Source organism: Kribbella sp. NPDC051586 (assembly GCF_044453965.1).
Lineage (GTDB): Bacteria > Actinomycetota > Actinomycetes > Propionibacteriales > Kribbellaceae > Kribbella.
The window spans coordinates 212,442-227,070 of sequence record NZ_JBITDF010000001.1 but is presented as its reverse complement, the minus strand read 5'-3'; the positions used below and the strand labels follow the sequence as shown (position 1 = coordinate 227,070).

Sequence of the window (14,629 nt, the reverse complement as noted above, 5' to 3'; positions counted from 1 at the left end):
GGTCTCATTTCAGTCCGGAGAGAGCGATGCCCTCCACCAGGAACTTCTGGGTGATCACGAAGAAGACGGCGGTCGGGATGAACAGGATCAGCGCGCCGGCGGCGGTCAGGTTCCACTGCGTGAAGTACTCCTGGTTGAACAGCGTCAACCCGATCGGCAGCGTGCGCATCTCGGTCCGGCTGGTGACGATCAGCGGCCAGAGGAACTCGTTCCACTGGAAGACGAAGGTGAACAGTCCGAGCACGGCCAGCGCCGGCTTGCACTGCGGCAGGATCACCCGCAGATAGATCCGGAACTCGCCCGCGCCGTCCACCCGGGCCGCCTCGATCAGCTCGTCCGGCAGCGGCCGGATGAACTGCCGCATCAGAAAGATGCCGTAGGCATCCATCAGGAACGGCACGATCAGCCCTTGGTAGCTGTCGATCCAGCCGAGGCTCGCGAAGATCGAGTAGATCGGCAGCATCCGGACGAAGAACGGCACCATCAGCGTCGACAGCACAGCGACGAACGCGATCCGCTTGCCCGGGAACTCCAGCTTCGCGAACACATACCCGACCAGCGGGTCGAAGATCAGGTGCGAGACCGTGATCGCGCCGGCCATCACCAAGCTGTTCAGGAAGAACCGCCCGAACGGCGCGGCCTCGAACAGCCGGGTGAAGTTGTCCCAGTGCAACTCGGCCGGCCACAGCACGGGGTCACCCGACTGCACCTCGCCGTCGCTCTGCAGCGCCAGCACGATCATGTAGAGCAGCGGAAGTACGGTGACCAGGGCGAGCGCGACGAGGACGACGTACGCCGCGATGCGGTCACCGGGGAAGAGTCGTTCACGCATCGGTCTTGTCTCCGATCCGCAGCTGTACGAGGGACAGGATCAGGACGACGATCAGCAGCAGCAGCGAAAGCGCCGACGCGTACCCGAAGTCGTTGTCGTTGAACGCGACGATGAACAGGCGATGCGCGTACAGGCTCGTCGCGTTGCCCGGGCCGCCGCCGGTCACGATGTACGGCAGCGCGAACTGTTGCAGCGTGCTGATCAGCCCGATGATCGAGACGAACAACGTCGTCGGCGCGAGCAGCGGCAGCGTGATCGAGAAGAACCGGCGCCACGGTCCGGCGCCGTCGATCCGCGCGGCTTCGTAGTACAGGCCCGGAATGCCTTGCAGGCCGGCGAGGAACAGGACCATCGTGTAGCCCGCGCTCGACCAGACCGTGATACCGACGATCGTCGACAGCGGATGGGTGCTGAGCCAGGTCTGGCCGGGCAGGCCGATCGCCTCGAGCAGCCGGTTGAGGATGCCGACCTGCGGGTCGAGGATGTTGCGCCAGAGCAGGCCGATGATCGACACCGACGTCAGGTACGGGATCAGCAGTACCGAGCGGAACAGGGTGCGGCCGCGCAGCGACTGGTTGAGGATCACGGCCAGTCCCAGGCCCACCGCCGTACCGACGACCAGCGTGCCCGCGGCGTACGCGAGCGTGATCAGGAACGAGTGCACCACCTCGGGATCGCCGAAGGCGCGGCTGAAGTTGCCCAGGCCGACGAACGAGGCGCCGTCGGAGTCGTACACGCCGGTCAGCAGTTGGTTGCCGATCGGGAGGAAGAACAGGAGCACGAAGAACAGCACTGCCGGGGTGAGGAACAGCCATGCGGTCAGCGCCTGCCGGCGACGGATCACAGTGCCGCCCCGGCCTGCTTGCGGAAGTCGTCCAGCGTCGGGCCGACCGGCGCGTGCTGGATGATCATCTGCTGGTAGGCCTTCTTCCACAGCTCGTTGATCTGCGCGGCCTTGCCGCTCGCGGACAGGGCGATGTCCTGCTTGGCCACGACCGCGAGCGACTTGGCGATGACGGCCAGGTTCGGATCGGCGGCGACGGACGGGTCGGCGGCCCAGCTCTTCCGCGGCATCGACATGCCGGCCTCCTTGGTGGCGGCCAGCTCGACCTTCACCGCGGCGAGCTTGGTGATCAGTTCCCAGGACAGCTTGGGGTCCTTCGCCTTCGACGGGATCATCAGCCCGGACCCCGCCATCGCCGCGGACTGGACCGCGCCGGTCAGCGGTACGGCGACACCGAGCTCGATGTCCGGACTGCCCTGCCGGATCGGCCCGATGTCCCACGGCCCGGACACGAACATGGCGGCGCGCTTGGCGGAGAACAGCTTCTGCGGACCCGAGTAGTCGGTAGTCGCCACCGGCGCGGGGGAGACCTTGTGGGTGTAGACCAGGTCCTGCATGAACTGCAGCGCCTTCAACGCGTCGTCGTCCGGCATCATGAACTGCTTGGCGCCGACGTTGCTGAAGTCCACCCGCTGCTGGTTGTAGAACGGCGCCGCGTAGCTCGCGTCGGAGTTCAGCGCGCAGCCCGAGACCTTGTCCTTGGTGTTGGACTTGGCCGCATCGAGGAACTCGTCCCAGGTCGTCGGCGGGGTGTCGACCATCGCCTTGTTGTAGAAGAGCAGGCCGTTGGCGGTCAGGTGCAGCGGGATCGAGTACGTCTTGCCTTCGTACTGGCGGGCGACGACGGCCTGGTCGAGGAAGTCGCCGGGGAAGCCGAACGCCTTGTCGTTCGTGGCGAAGTCGTCCAACGCGAGGACGTTGCCAGCCAGGCCGTACTGCGTGCCGGTGCCGGCGCTGACCTCTTCGACCAGGTCAGGCACGTTGCCGGAGCGGAAGTCCGCGGTCAGCTTGGTGGTCAGGTCGGGCCACTGGAACTTCTGCCAGTTCATCTGCAGGTCGTGGTCCTTGCCGAACTGGTCGATCACTTCCTTGTAGGCCTGGTACCCGTGCCCGGCGTTCCAGTAGATGGTGAACGTCCGGCTGTCGGCCTTCTTCGAGGCGGGTTTCGCGGGCGAACAGCCGACGGCGCCGAGCACGGTGGCGCCGAGGCCGAGCTGGAGGAACGAGCGGCGGTTGAAGGAGGGCATGACAAACCTTTCGAACGGCGTTTCTGGGGGCGCGGTGGTTCTGCGGTCAGGCGGAGGCGCGGTGGTTCAGCACCCAGGGCATGGACAGCTCCCGGGCCGGCAGCGTGGGATCGTCGATCCGGGCGAACAGCGCCTCGACCATCTCGGTGAAGTCGAGTTGGTGCATGCCGACGCTGGTCAGCGGCGGCTGGGAGTACGTCGCCTCCCGGGTGTTGCCGGTACCGATCACGGCCAGGTCGTCCGGCACCTTGACGCCCCGGTCGACCGCCGCCTGCAACGCCGCGAACGCGCCGCGATCGGACTCGGAGACGACCGCGTCCGGCGGGTTCGGTGAGTCGAGCAGCTCCCGGACCACGAGTACGGCGTCCTCACGGGAGGCGGCTCCCACCCGGACCAGGTTCGGATCGACGTCCCGGCCGGCCTGCCGGTGCGCGTCGACGTACCCGAGGTAGCGATCCTCGGGGGCGCCGTTGTGGGACAGGAAGGCGATCCGCTCGCGGCCGGCGTCGATCAGGTACGAGGTCGCCTCCGCGAGCGCCGTACGAACGTTGTTGCGGACGACATCGACCCCTGGCATCCGCAGGCCGTCGCTGAAGGCCATCAGGGCGCGGGTGGAGCGGCGGGCGGCGGTCAGGTCGAGGTCGTCGCTCAGGCCCGGGGTGAAGATCGCGCCGTCGACATGGCCGCGGGTGATGACCCGCAGGGACTGGGCGGCGCGGTCGAGACGGCGTACGGGAACGCCGATCACGGAGTACCCGTGCGCGGCAGCGACGTCCTCGCACTCCCAGGTCAGCCGATCCAGCCACGGTCCCACCGGCGGGGCATACACGATCGCAATCAACTCCGACCGCTGCCGCCGCAAGCTCCGCGCCGCGGTGTTGCCCTTGTAGCCGAGCTTCTGTGCCGCGGTCTGCACCCGCTTCCGGGTCGCCTCCGGCAACGGCGTGGTCCGATCGGCCCGCCCGCTCAGCACATAGGAACAGGTAGCAACGGAAACCCCCGCCGCCTCCGCCACATCCCTGAGCGTCGTCCGCCCTTCCCGAACCATGGTGAAAGCATTAACCTACCTACAGAAGCAGGCAATACCTCTAAGTTGGTTAATTTCCTACACATTAACCAGTTCGGCAACCCCCGCGGGTTTCCCGCCGAGTCGTGGCGATCGGTCGGCCGCCCAGCCGACGAGTCGTGGATTCTGGCTGGAATTCGTCGCCCTGTCCCACGACTCGGCGAGCGGCTCGAAGTTGCGGATGCCGGCGGAGGTCGGAGCGGAGCGGGGGTGGGGTCGGTGAAGACGCCGACCTGCGCGTCGCGACCTGGCCAAGCGGCTCCCGTACGACGACGCCGCGTTCGATGACGTCATGGCGTCCCTTGTCCTGCACTACCTGGAGGACTGGACCGAGCCGCTCGCCGAGCTCCGTCGCGTCCTGAGGGGGCGGACGCCTGATCCTGTCGGTGAACCACCCGATCGTGTACCAGGCGTTGAACCCAGACGCCGACTACTTCGACGTCACCGAGTTCTCCTTCGACGCCGGACACGGCGGCCGCGGCGACGAGGACATGCGAACGGCCCCTCGGCCGGGAGTGGTCGAGGGGCCGTCCGAGCGAATTGAGGTCAGCGGTCGCCCATGGGGACGTACTGGGTGCCTCGTTCGCCGGTGTAGATCTGCTTGGGGCGGGCGATCTTCTGGTCGCCGTCGCCGAGCATTTCCAGCCACTGCGCCAGCCAGCCGGAGGTGCGGGGGATGGCGAACAGGACGGTGAACATCTCCGGCGGGAACTGCAGGGCCTCGTAGATCAGGCCGGAGTAGAAGTCGACGTTCGGGTAGAGCTTGCGGGAGACGAAGTACTCGTCCTCCAGCGCGATCTTCTCCAGCTCGACGGCGATCTTCAGCAGCGGGTTGATGCCGGTGACCTCGAAGACGTCGTCGGCGGCCTTCTTGATGATCTTGGCCCGCGGGTCGTAGTTCTTGTAGACCCGGTGGCCGAAGCCCATCAGCCGCTCTTCGCCGTTCTTCACGCCCTCGATGAACGACGGGACGTGGTCGACCGAGCCGATCCGGCGGAGCATCTTCAGCACGGCCTCGTTGGCGCCGCCGTGCAGCGGGCCGTAGAGCGCCCCGATCCCGCCGGCCACCGCGGTGTACGGGTCGACCTGGGTGGAGCCGATCGCGCGGACCGCGTTCGTGGACGCGTTCTGCTCGTGGTCGGCGTGCAGGATGAACAGGATCTCCAGCGCGCGCACCAGCCGGTCGTCGGCGGCGTACTTCGGCTCGCTCATCTTGAACAGCATCGACAAGAAGTTCGCCGTGTAGCTGAGCTCGTTGTCCGGGTACACGTACGGCTTGCCCTGCGCGTGCCGGAACGCGAACGCGCCGAGCGTCGGCATCTTCGCGATCAGCCGGCGGATCTGCAGCGCCCGCGACTCCTCGTCGAAGATGTTGCGCGACTCGGGGTAGAACGTGGACAGGCCGCCGACCGAGGCCAGCAGCATCCCCATCGGGTGCGCGTCGTACCGGAAGCCCTGCATGAAGGTCTTCAGGTTCTCGTGCACGAACGTGTGATACGTCACGTCGTGCGCCCAAGCCTCGTACTCCGCCTTGTTGGGCAGCTTGCCGTTCACCAGGAGGTACGCGACCTCGAGGTAGTTCGACTGCTCGGCGAGCTGCTCGATCGGGTACCCGCGGTACTCCAGGATGCCCTTGTCACCGTCGATGAAGGTGACGGAGGAGCGGCAGGACGCGGTGTTGACGAAGCCCGGGTCGTAGGTGGCCAGGCCCCCGTCGCCGTCGGATGCGCTGATCTGCTTGAGGTCGGCGGCACGGATGGTGCCATCGGTGATGGCAAGGTCGAAGTCCTTGCCGGTCCGGTTGTCCCGGACGGTGAGCGACTGTTCGGTCACAATGCCCTCTTCGGAAGCTGGCGTCATCGCCTGGATGAATGAGGGTAGATCAGCCGGCGGGACGCGGGTTCGGACTGCAATCTTCACCGCTAAACTAGTGCGGTCCTCAGCTGCTTCCAAGCCGGGGTCCCCTCGGCGTGTGGGCTCGCTTTGACCCACGCGTGGCCTCACCGGTATTCTGGGCTGCTGTTGTGCGTTCCAGGTCGATGCCGTGTCGGCTGACCGCTCGCCGACGTCCAGTTCTAGTCAACCTCTGAGAAACGAAGGTCAACGACCGTGCGCACGTACAGCCCGAAGCCTGCTGACGTCACTCGTGAGTGGCACGTGATCGACGCCACCGACGTCACGCTCGGTCGGCTCGCCGTCCAGATCGCCACCCTGCTGCGCGGCAAGCACAAGCCGACGTTCGCACCGCACGTGGACGGCGGCGACTTCGTCATCGTCGTCAACGCCTCCAAGGTGGCCCTGTCCGGCACCAAGCGGACCGACAAGCTGGCGTACCGCCACTCGGGTCACCCGGGTGGTCTGACCGCGACGCCGATCGGCGAGATCCTCGACAAGGACCCGCGTAAGGCCGTCGAGAAGGCCGTCTGGGGGATGCTGCCGAAGAACCGCCTGAGCCGGAAGCTGCTGACCAAGCTGAAGGTGTACGCCGGCCCGGAGCACCCGCACACGGCCCAGCAGCCGAAGCCGTTCGAGATCACCCAGATCGCCCAGTAAGCGATCGACGAACCAGGTAAACGAGGATTCACAGCGTGAGCGACATCACCACCGAGACCGAAGAACTCGACACCGAGGTCCCCATCGACACCGAGGGCCCGGTCGCCTACACCTCCGAGACCAACCCGGCTCCGGAGCAGCGCGCCGAGCAGGGTCGGGTCGCGGTCATCAACCCGGCCGGCGCCACTGGTCGCCGCAAGGAGGCCGTCGCCCGCGTCCGGATCGTCCCGGGCACCGGCAAGTGGAAGATCAACGGGAAGGACCTCGACGTCTACTTCCCGAACAAGGTCCACCAGCAGCACGTGAACGAGCCGTTCGTCGTCGCGGGCCTCGAGGGCTCGTACGACGTGATCGCCCGGATCAACGGCGGCGGCATCACCGGCCAGGCCGGTGCGCTGCAGCTCGGGGTGGCCCGCTGCCTGAACGCGGCGGACCTCGAGGCCAACCGCCCGGGTCTGAAGAAGGCCGGTCTGCTCACCCGCGACGCGCGGATCAAGGAGCGCAAGAAGGCCGGACTCAAGAAGGCCCGTAAGGCGCCTCAGTACAGCAAGCGCTGATCACCTGATGGGGCGTTTGTTCGGCACGGACGGAGTCCGTGGCCTGGCGAACGTGGACCTGACCGCGGAGCTGGCGCTCGACCTCTCGGTCGCGGCAGCTCACGTACTCGGCGAGGCCGGTGCCTTCGAAGGGCACCGGCCACGCGCCGTTGTGGGCCGGGATCCTCGTGCCAGTGGTGAGTTCCTGGAAGCCGCCGTGGTGGCCGGTCTGGCCAGCGCCGGCGTCGATGTCGTCCGGCTCGGCGTACTGCCGACGCCGGCCGTCGCGTATCTGACCGGCTCGACCGGCGCCGACCTCGGTGTGATGCTGTCCGCCAGCCACAACCCGATGCCGGACAACGGCATCAAGTTCCTGGCCCGCGGCGGGATCAAGCTCGACGACGTGATCGAGGACGCCATCGAGGCCCGGATGAACGAGGAGTGGCAGCGTCCGACCGGCGCGGCCGTCGGCCGCGTGATGGACGACGGGCAGGGCTTCGAGACATATGTCTCGCACCTGGTCCGCTCGGCCCCGAACCGGTTCGACGGGCTCAAGGTCGTGATCGACTGCGCCAACGGCGCCGCCTCGCAGACCGCGCCGGAGGCACTGCGCCGGCTCGGCGCCGAGGTGGTCACGGTCGCCGCCGCCCCCGACGGCCTGAACATCAACCTGAACTGCGGATCCACGCATATCGAGGGTCTGCAGCGCGAGGTGATCGGTCACCGCGCCGACGTGGGTATCGCCCTCGACGGCGACGCCGACCGCTGCCTGGCGGTGGACGCGAACGGCGAGCTCGTCGACGGCGACCAGATCCTCGCCGTACTGGCGCTCGCGATGCGCGACAGCGGCCGGCTGTCCAACGACACCGTCGTCGCGACCGTGATGAGCAACCTGGGCTTCGTCCAGGCGATGGTGCGGGAGCGGATCGCGGTCGAGCAGACCAAGGTCGGCGACCGGTACGTGCTCGAGGCAATGAAGGCCGGCGGCCACAAGCTCGGCGGTGAGCAGTCCGGGCACGTGATCCTGTCCGACCACGCCACCACCGGCGACGGCACGCTGACCGCGGTCATGCTGTTGGCCCGGGTCGCGCAGACGGGGAAGAGCCTGGCCGACCTGGCCGGCGCGATGACCCGCCTCCCGCAGGTGCTCGTCAACGTGAAGAACGTCGACAAGTCCCGCGCCGGCACCGACAGCGCGGTCCAGTCCGCCGTCGCCGAGGCCACCAGCCGCCTGGGCGACACCGGCCGGGTCCTGCTTCGCCCGTCGGGCACCGAGCCCCTCGTCCGGGTCATGGTCGAAGCCGAGTCCTCGGACACCGCGGACGAGATCGCTCACTCCCTCGCAGACGTGGTTGCGACTTCCCTGAAACTCTGACGTCCACACCCAATGGGGGCCTTGAACAAGCAATAACTTGTTCAAGGCCTCCACTGCTTGTGACCGGGTGGTGGCGTGGGGGCTGTGACCGTCGCGCCGGGGAAGAGCTTGGCGGGGACCAGTTGGGGTGGGAGCGGGTCGGCGCCCTCGAGCTCGCGGATCAGCGCCTCGGTGCCGAGCTGGCCAAGTTCCGGGCCGGGAGTCCGCATCATGGTGAGTTCCGGGTCGGACATGGCCGCGGTCTCGGGGACCATCAGCAAGGCCAGCACCGACAGGTCGCCGGGGATGTCGCGGCCGTTGTGTCGGAGGCCGGAGACGACTCCGAGCGCGGCGTACTCGTTCAGGACCAGGACCGCGGTCGTCTCGGGATGGTCGGCCAGCAGGCGTTCCGCGGCGAGCTTGCCGGCCTGAGTGGTGTCCGAGCAGGGGAGTACGACCACCGGCAGCCCGTACGACGCCGCGACCCGTCGATAGGCGTCCTCGGTCCGGACCCAGGGGCCGTAGTCGTGGAACCGCGGATCGTCCAGATCGCCCGAAATCAAGGCCATTTCGCGATGCCCGTGCTCGTACAGATGCTTCACCGCGTCCTCGACCGTCGTGTCGAAATCGATGTCCACGTGCGACAGTCCTTCGAGCTCGGTGGTCCGGCCGATCAGCGCGAACGGCGTCCGGGCCTGCTGCAGTACGTCGACCCGCGGATCGTCCAGCTGCACCTCCATCAGTACGACACCGTCGACCAGGCCCTGGCCGAGGAGCTCGCGCAATTCGACCCCGTCGTTGCCGACCGGCCACAGCACAAGGTGGTAATCCTCCTTGCGCGCCGCCTCGGCCGCGCTGGTGAAGAACTCCGCCGTCGACATCCCGAACCGGTGCTCGAGCGCCGGGTACGCCATCGCGATGATGTGCGTACGACGGCTCGCCAGCGCGCGGGCCACCACGTTGCGGCGGTACCCGAGCTCGGCCATCGCCTGCTCGATCCGCGCCCGCGTCGCCGCCGTCACCGGTTTCGTGTCGTTCAGCAGGAACGAGACGGTCGCGATCGACACACCGGCACGCTGAGCGACGTCCCGCATCGTGACCATCGATTCAACCCCCTTCGAGGACCTCTGACCTCTTGACAGCGATGTGACCTACGGAACATAGTCCTTCAACGCCTCAGTTAAGCGGTTTACCGCCCAATCGACAAGTGCATCACCGGTTTTCCTCGTCCCTTGGTTAAACGCTTAGAAGGAGCCCGATGTCATGATCAGCAAGCGGATCGCCGCCGCGCTGGCGGGTGCGACGACGGTGTCGCTCCTGCTGGTCGCCTGCGGCGACAACGGTGGCGGCGGCCAGTCGTCGTCCTCGTCCGGCGACAGCGTCAAGAGCCTCACGATCCTGGACTACTACAACAACGACCCGGACAAATCCCTTGTGCAGAAGGGACTTGACTCCTGCGCGTCGAAGCTCGGCATCACCATCCAGCGGGAGACGGTGCCTGGTGACACCTTGATCCAGAAGGTGCTGCAGCAGGCCTCGTCGAAGACGCTGCCCGACGTGCTGATGCTCGACAACCCCGACGTACAGCAGATCGCCGCGACCGGCGCGCTGGCGCCGCTCAACGACATGGGGCTGAGCGGCGACGGAGTCATCAAGGGCATGGTCGACGCGACGTCGTACCAGGGCAAGCTCTACGGGCTCGCCCCGGTGACGAACACGATCGCGCTGTTCTACAACAAGGACATGCTGGCCGAGGCCGGCGTACAACCGCCGAAGACCTGGGACGAGCTGAAGGCCGCGGCCAAGAAGCTGACCAAGCCCGGCCGCTACGGGATGGCCTTCAACGCCAACGCGACGTACGAGGGCTCGTGGCAGTTCCTGCCGGCGATGTGGACCAACGGCGGTGACGAGACCGACCTGACCAGCCCGCAGGTGGCCGAGGCGCTGCAGCTGTGGACCGACCTGGTGAAGTCCGGGTCCGCTTCCAAGAGCGTGATCAACTGGACCCAGGGCGACGTCAACGACCAGTTCATCGCCGGCAAGACCGCGATGATGGTCAACGGCCCGTGGCAGATCCCGGCGCTGAACAAGAATCCCAAGATCAAGTGGGACGTGGTCACGTTCCCGCTGAACAAGCCGGACCAGACCCCGGTCGCGCCGCTCGGCGGCGAGGCGTGGACGGTCCCGCTGAACAAGGACCAGGCCAAGCAGCAGAAGGCCGCGGACTTCGTGAAGTGCCTGAACTCGGACGAGAACGAGCTGGCCTGGGCGAAGGCCCGGTTCACCATCCCGACCAAGACCTCGCTGCTCGACGAGTACGTCAAGGAAGTGCCGTCGATGAAGGCCTTCACCGAGCAGGTCAAGACGGCCCGCGCGCGGACCGGCAAGCTCGGCGACAAGTGGCCGGACGCGGCGAAGGTGATCTACCAGGCCATCCAGCTGGCGCTGACCGGCAAGGCCTCGCCCCAGGACGCCTTCAAGCAGGCGTCCGGAGGCTGATCCATGGTGGCTCTGACACGTACGTCGGTGGCCGGCCGCGAGCGGGTACGCGGCCGGCGCCGCCGGGGCGAGGACCTGACCAAGATCCTGTTCGTGCTGCCGGCCGCGGTGGCGATGGTCGCGCTGTTCGGCTACCCGGTGGTGAAGAACCTGCTGATGAGCCTGCAGGACTACGGCCTGAAGACGTTCTTCACCGGGGTCGCGCCGTGGGTCGGGCTGCAGAACTACTCCACGGTCGTGCACGACAAGCTGTTCTCGGACGCGATGCTCAACACCGCGCTGTTCACGATCGGGTCGATCGCGTTCCAGTTCGTGATCGGGCTCGGGCTGGCGCTGTTCTTCCGGCAGCGCTTCCCGCTCGGCGGCCTGCTGCGCTCCCTGCTCCTGCTGCCGTGGCTGCTGCCGCTGATCGTGTCGAGCGCGACCTGGCGCTCGATCCTCGAGCAGGACAGCGGCATCCTCAACCGGACCCTGATGGGCCTGCACATCGTCAACGATCCGGTGCCGTGGCTGAACTCGCCGTCGGTCGCCCTGATCGCGGTGATCGGCGTGAACATCTGGATCGGCATCCCGTTCAACGTGACGCTGCTGTACTCCGGTCTGACCGAGATCCCGGACGAGCTCTACGAGGCCGGGCAACTCGACGGCGCGACCGGGTGGCGCGCGTTCTGGCACATCACCTGGCCGAACCTGCGGTCGGTGGCGGGTGTGGTGCTGATGCTCGGGGTCGTCTACACGATCAAGGTCCTGGACATCATCCTCGGCCTGACCGGCGGCGGACCGGCGAACGCGACCCAGACGCTCGCGACCCAGTCGTACGAGAAGTCCTTCGTGGAGTTCAAGTTCGGGCAGGGCGCCGCGTTGAGCAACATCCTGATCGCGATCTCGTTCGTGTTCGCGATCTTCTACCTGCGCAGCACCCGCCGCGCGGTCGACGAGTAGGAGGGCAGCATGCGACGTACGGCGTACACCGTCATCGGGATCGTGATCCTGGCCGTGATGCTGTTCCCGGTCTACTGGATGGTCAACGCGTCCCTGCAGCCGTCCGGCAACACCTTGACCGCCGGCTTCCTGCCGTTGCACCCGACGTTCGGCGGCTACAAACGCGCCCTCGACGAGCAGGGCGGCAACCTGGTCACCAGCATGATCATCGCGGCCGGGACGGTCGTGCTCAGCCTCGCGATCGCGACGCCGTGTGCCTACGCGTTGTCGCAGTTCAGGTCCCGCTGGGTGTCGATCGGGCTGCTGGCGATCCTGATCTCGCAGATGATCCCGGGGATCGTGATCGCGAACGCGCTGTACACGGCGTACGAACGGATCGGGCTGCTGAACTCGATCCCGGGGCTGATCGTGGCGAACTGCAGCAGCGGGATCCCGTTCGCGATCCTGATCCTGCGTTCGTTCATGATGTCGCTGCCGCCGTCGCTGGTGGAGGCCGCGCGGGTGGACGGCGCCGGGCTGTTCTGGGCGTTCGTGGCGATCGTGCTGCCGATCAGCAAGAACTCTCTCATCACCGCGGGACTGTTCAGTTTCCTCTTTTCCTGGAGCGACTTCCTGTTCGCGCTGACGCTGACCACCAAGGGCGGCATACGGCCGGTGACGCTCGGGATCTACCAGTACCTCGGCACGCAGGTGCAGAACTGGAACGCGGTGATGGCGACCGCGGTGCTCTCGGCGATCCCGGCCATCGTGCTGCTGGTCGCCGCGCAGAAGTACATCGCCGCCGGCGCCATCGGCGGGGCCGTCAAATAACCCTTACAAACAAGGACAGACTATGACGATTCGCGTACTCGTCTGGGGCGAGAACCGGCACGAGCAGATCGAGCCGCACGTCCGGGAGATCTATCCCGACGGCATGCACACCACGATCGCGGCCGGGATCGCCGAGAACCTCACCGACGCCAAGGTCACCACCACGACGCTGGACGAACCGGAGCACGGCCTGACCGAGGAGGTGCTGGCCGAGACCGACGTACTCGTGTGGTGGGGTCATGCCGCACACGGAGAGGTCGACGACAAGGTGGTCGACCGCGTGTACCAGCACGTGCTGTCGGGTATGGGCCTCATCGTGCTGCACTCCGGTCACTGGTCGAAGATCTTCGGCAAACTGATGGGGACCACGTGCACGCTGCGCTGGCGCAGTGAGCGCGACCGTGAGCTGGTGTGGACGATCAACCCGACGCACCCGATCGCGCAGGGCGTCCCGCACCCGATCGTGATCGAGCAGCAGGAGATGTACGGCGAGTTCTTCGACATCCCGGTCCCGGACGAGCTGATCTTCGTGTCGTCGTTCACCGGTGGCGAGGTGTTCCGCTCCGGCTGCACGTTCCGCCGCGGGCACGGGAAGATCTTCTACTTCTCACCGGGTGACCAGGACTTCCCGGTGTACCACCACAAGGACGTCCGTCGCGTCATCGCGAACGGGGTCGCGTGGGCGAAGTCCGACCTGCCGGAGCGGGCGGTGCCGACCTTGCTGCGGTACGAGACCGACGACTTCTTCAACGGTCACGGCTACACCGGCCCGATCGAGGAGCCTGCGGATGCCTGAGCCGTTGCGCCTGCTCCAGGTCGGCGCCGGCGGCATGGGCCGCGCCTGGCTCCGCACCATCGCCGCGAACCCAGATGTGCGGCTGGTAGGGCTCGTCGACCTCGACCTCGAGACGGCGCGCGCGGCCGCCGACGAACACGGCTACCCCGACCTCCCCATCGCGACCTCGATCGACGAACTAGCCGGCCAGGCGGAGGCGCTCATCGACGTCACCGTCCCGGTAGCGCATCCGAAAGTCAGCGTCGACGCACTGCTTCGCGGCCTCCCGGTCCTGTGCGAGAAGCCCTTGGCCGAGACAGTCCGCGAGTGCCTGCAGATGGTCGCGGCTTCCGAAGTCAGCGGCAAACTGCTGATGGTCTCGCAGTCCCGCCGCTACTTCCGCGCCGTAGCGGCCTTCCAACGCCAGCTCGCCGAGCTCGGCCCGATCGGCACGCTGTCGTGCGAGTTCTACAAGGCCCCGCACTTCAGCGGCTTCCGGGAGCGGATGGCCGAGCCGCTCCTGGTCGACATGGCGATCCACCAGTTCGACCTGTCCCGCAAGCTGATCGGGGCCGAGCCGGTCTCGGTGTACTGCGACTCGTACAACCCGTCCTGGAGCTGGTTCGACGGCAACGCGGCCGCGTCCGCGATCTTCACGTACGCCGACGGCACCCGCTTCTCCTTCGTCGGCAGCTGGTGCGCGTCAGGCCTCGAAACGTCCTGGAACGGCCTGTGGCGAGCCAGCACCCCAGGCGGTACGGCGACCTGGGACGGCGACAACCCGCCCGTCGCACAACTGTCCTCCGGCGATCCCCTCCCCGCCGTGATGGCCGACGAGCCCGAGGAGATCGCCGGCTCGTTGGTCGAGTTCGTCAACGCGGTCCGTACGTCGGCGACGCCGCAGTCCGAAGTCCACTCCAACGTGGTAAGCCTCGCCATGGTCGAAGCCGCCGTACGCTCCGCCACCACCGGAGCGCCCGTCCGCATCGCCGACGTCATCACCGGCGCGTACGACGAGGCGCTCGCAACCACTGAGGACCCGGCCCTTCACGCCGCGCTGAAATCCTGGCCCAACCCGCTGAAGGCCGTCGGCCTCGAGCCCTAGCCTCGGACAGCCTCCGGGGACCTTGGACAAGCAATGCCTTGTCCAAGGTCCCCAGTGCTGGTCAGA

15 protein-coding genes are annotated in these 14,629 nt (G+C 67.1%); 9 read left to right on the top strand and 6 right to left on the bottom strand.

The window, feature by feature from the left end; genetic code table 11:
• Positions 1 to 4: 4 nt before the first annotated feature.
• From ACIA58_RS01100 to ACIA58_RS01085, 4 genes are read right to left on the bottom strand one after another with little or no spacing between them, the layout of a single operon-like run.
• Positions 5 to 832: a carbohydrate ABC transporter permease gene (locus ACIA58_RS01100; protein ID WP_396401574.1), complete on the bottom strand. Its 828-nt coding sequence runs from the start codon at positions 830 to 832 to the stop codon at positions 5 to 7.
• Positions 825 to 1,676 (bottom strand): carbohydrate ABC transporter permease, encoded by an 852-nt coding sequence (locus ACIA58_RS01095; protein ID WP_396401573.1) that lies wholly within the window; start codon positions 1,674 to 1,676, stop codon positions 825 to 827. The genes ACIA58_RS01100 and ACIA58_RS01095 overlap by 8 nt, the downstream gene beginning before the upstream one ends.
• On the bottom strand, positions 1,673 to 2,923 hold the full coding sequence (locus tag ACIA58_RS01090; RefSeq protein ID WP_396401572.1) for an extracellular solute-binding protein: 1,251 nt from the start codon (positions 2,921 to 2,923) through the stop codon (positions 1,673 to 1,675). The genes ACIA58_RS01095 and ACIA58_RS01090 overlap by 4 nt, the downstream gene beginning before the upstream one ends.
• 46 nt (positions 2,924 to 2,969) lie before the next feature.
• Entirely contained in the window at positions 2,970 to 3,971 is a 1,002-nt protein-coding gene (locus ACIA58_RS01085) for a LacI family DNA-binding transcriptional regulator (protein WP_396401571.1), read from the bottom strand.
• A 310-nt stretch (positions 3,972 to 4,281) separates the two neighbouring features.
• On the opposite strand from ACIA58_RS01085, the gene ACIA58_RS01080 reads away from it, so the two are divergent.
• Positions 4,282 to 4,533 carry a hypothetical protein gene (locus tag ACIA58_RS01080; protein WP_396401570.1) on the top strand — a complete coding sequence of 84 codons (252 nt, stop codon included), beginning with the start codon at positions 4,282 to 4,284 and terminating at the stop codon, positions 4,531 to 4,533.
• A 2-nt stretch (positions 4,534 to 4,535) separates the two neighbouring features.
• Here ACIA58_RS01080 and ACIA58_RS01075 read toward each other — a convergent pair whose 3' ends face one another.
• Complete coding sequence (locus ACIA58_RS01075) at positions 4,536 to 5,822, bottom strand: citrate synthase (protein ID WP_396401569.1); 1,287 nt, start codon at positions 5,820 to 5,822, stop codon at positions 4,536 to 4,538.
• A 276-nt stretch (positions 5,823 to 6,098) separates the two neighbouring features.
• Here ACIA58_RS01075 and rplM point away from each other — a divergent pair, with 276 nt between their 5' ends.
• From rplM to glmM, 3 genes are read left to right on the top strand one after another with little or no spacing between them, the layout of a single operon-like run.
• Positions 6,099 to 6,542 carry a 50S ribosomal protein L13 gene (gene rplM / locus ACIA58_RS01070; RefSeq protein ID WP_130441431.1) on the top strand — a complete coding sequence of 148 codons (444 nt, stop codon included), beginning with the start codon at positions 6,099 to 6,101 and terminating at the stop codon, positions 6,540 to 6,542.
• A gap of 35 nt (positions 6,543 to 6,577) precedes the next feature.
• Positions 6,578 to 7,099 carry a 30S ribosomal protein S9 gene (gene rpsI, locus ACIA58_RS01065; RefSeq protein WP_130441429.1) on the top strand — a complete coding sequence of 174 codons (522 nt, stop codon included), beginning with the start codon at positions 6,578 to 6,580 and terminating at the stop codon, positions 7,097 to 7,099.
• 7 nt (positions 7,100 to 7,106) lie between these two features.
• Complete coding sequence (gene glmM, locus ACIA58_RS01060) at positions 7,107 to 8,453, top strand: phosphoglucosamine mutase (RefSeq protein WP_396401568.1); 1,347 nt, start codon at positions 7,107 to 7,109, stop codon at positions 8,451 to 8,453.
• A 41-nt stretch (positions 8,454 to 8,494) separates the two neighbouring features.
• On the opposite strand, the gene ACIA58_RS01055 is transcribed toward glmM, so the two are convergent.
• Positions 8,495 to 9,535: a LacI family DNA-binding transcriptional regulator gene (locus tag ACIA58_RS01055; RefSeq protein ID WP_396401567.1), complete on the bottom strand. Its 1,041-nt coding sequence runs from the start codon at positions 9,533 to 9,535 to the stop codon at positions 8,495 to 8,497.
• A gap of 160 nt (positions 9,536 to 9,695) precedes the next feature.
• Between ACIA58_RS01055 and ACIA58_RS01050 the strand changes: the two genes are divergently transcribed.
• Genes ACIA58_RS01050 through ACIA58_RS01030 form a run of 5 tightly spaced genes read left to right on the top strand, consistent with a single transcriptional unit; the run spans position 9,696 to position 14,563 of the window.
• Positions 9,696 to 10,931: an extracellular solute-binding protein gene (locus ACIA58_RS01050; protein WP_396401566.1), complete on the top strand. Its 1,236-nt coding sequence runs from the start codon at positions 9,696 to 9,698 to the stop codon at positions 10,929 to 10,931.
• A 3-nt stretch (positions 10,932 to 10,934) separates the two neighbouring features.
• Positions 10,935 to 11,873: a carbohydrate ABC transporter permease gene (locus ACIA58_RS01045; protein WP_396401565.1), complete on the top strand. Its 939-nt coding sequence runs from the start codon at positions 10,935 to 10,937 to the stop codon at positions 11,871 to 11,873.
• A 9-nt stretch (positions 11,874 to 11,882) separates the two neighbouring features.
• A complete protein-coding gene (locus ACIA58_RS01040; RefSeq protein ID WP_396401564.1) occupies positions 11,883 to 12,683 on the top strand; it encodes a carbohydrate ABC transporter permease in 801 nt (266 codons plus the stop codon).
• Between the two features lie 22 nt (positions 12,684 to 12,705).
• On the top strand, positions 12,706 to 13,479 hold the full coding sequence (locus tag ACIA58_RS01035; RefSeq protein ID WP_396401563.1) for a ThuA domain-containing protein: 774 nt from the start codon (positions 12,706 to 12,708) through the stop codon (positions 13,477 to 13,479).
• Entirely contained in the window at positions 13,472 to 14,563 is a 1,092-nt protein-coding gene (locus ACIA58_RS01030; RefSeq protein ID WP_396401562.1) for a Gfo/Idh/MocA family protein, read from the top strand. Before ACIA58_RS01035 ends, ACIA58_RS01030 begins: the two co-directional genes overlap by 8 nt.
• The last annotated feature ends 66 nt before the right edge of the window (positions 14,564 to 14,629 follow it).

What these genes read in the sequence shown, in the direction of transcription:
- ACIA58_RS01100 (WP_396401574.1), bottom strand. Translation starts at nt 832, where the DNA reads ATGCGTGAACGACTCTTCCCCGGTGACCGCATCGCGGCGTACGTCGTC.
- ACIA58_RS01090 (WP_396401572.1), bottom strand. Translation starts at nt 2,923, where the DNA reads ATGCCCTCCTTCAACCGCCGCTCGTTCCTCCAGCTCGGCCTCGGCGCC.
- ACIA58_RS01085 (WP_396401571.1), bottom strand. Translation starts at nt 3,971, where the DNA reads ATGGTTCGGGAAGGGCGGACGACGCTCAGGGATGTGGCGGAGGCGGCG.
- ACIA58_RS01080 (WP_396401570.1), top strand. Translation starts at nt 4,282, where the DNA reads ATGGCGTCCCTTGTCCTGCACTACCTGGAGGACTGGACCGAGCCGCTC.
- glmM (WP_396401568.1), top strand. Translation starts at nt 7,107, where the DNA reads ATGGGGCGTTTGTTCGGCACGGACGGAGTCCGTGGCCTGGCGAACGTG.
- ACIA58_RS01055 (WP_396401567.1), bottom strand. Translation starts at nt 9,535, where the DNA reads ATGGTCACGATGCGGGACGTCGCTCAGCGTGCCGGTGTGTCGATCGCG.
- ACIA58_RS01050 (WP_396401566.1), top strand. Translation starts at nt 9,696, where the DNA reads ATGATCAGCAAGCGGATCGCCGCCGCGCTGGCGGGTGCGACGACGGTG.
- ACIA58_RS01045 (WP_396401565.1), top strand. Translation starts at nt 10,935, where the DNA reads ATGGTGGCTCTGACACGTACGTCGGTGGCCGGCCGCGAGCGGGTACGC.
- ACIA58_RS01040 (WP_396401564.1), top strand. Translation starts at nt 11,883, where the DNA reads ATGCGACGTACGGCGTACACCGTCATCGGGATCGTGATCCTGGCCGTG.
- ACIA58_RS01035 (WP_396401563.1), top strand. Translation starts at nt 12,706, where the DNA reads ATGACGATTCGCGTACTCGTCTGGGGCGAGAACCGGCACGAGCAGATC.
- ACIA58_RS01030 (WP_396401562.1), top strand. Translation starts at nt 13,472, where the DNA reads ATGCCTGAGCCGTTGCGCCTGCTCCAGGTCGGCGCCGGCGGCATGGGC.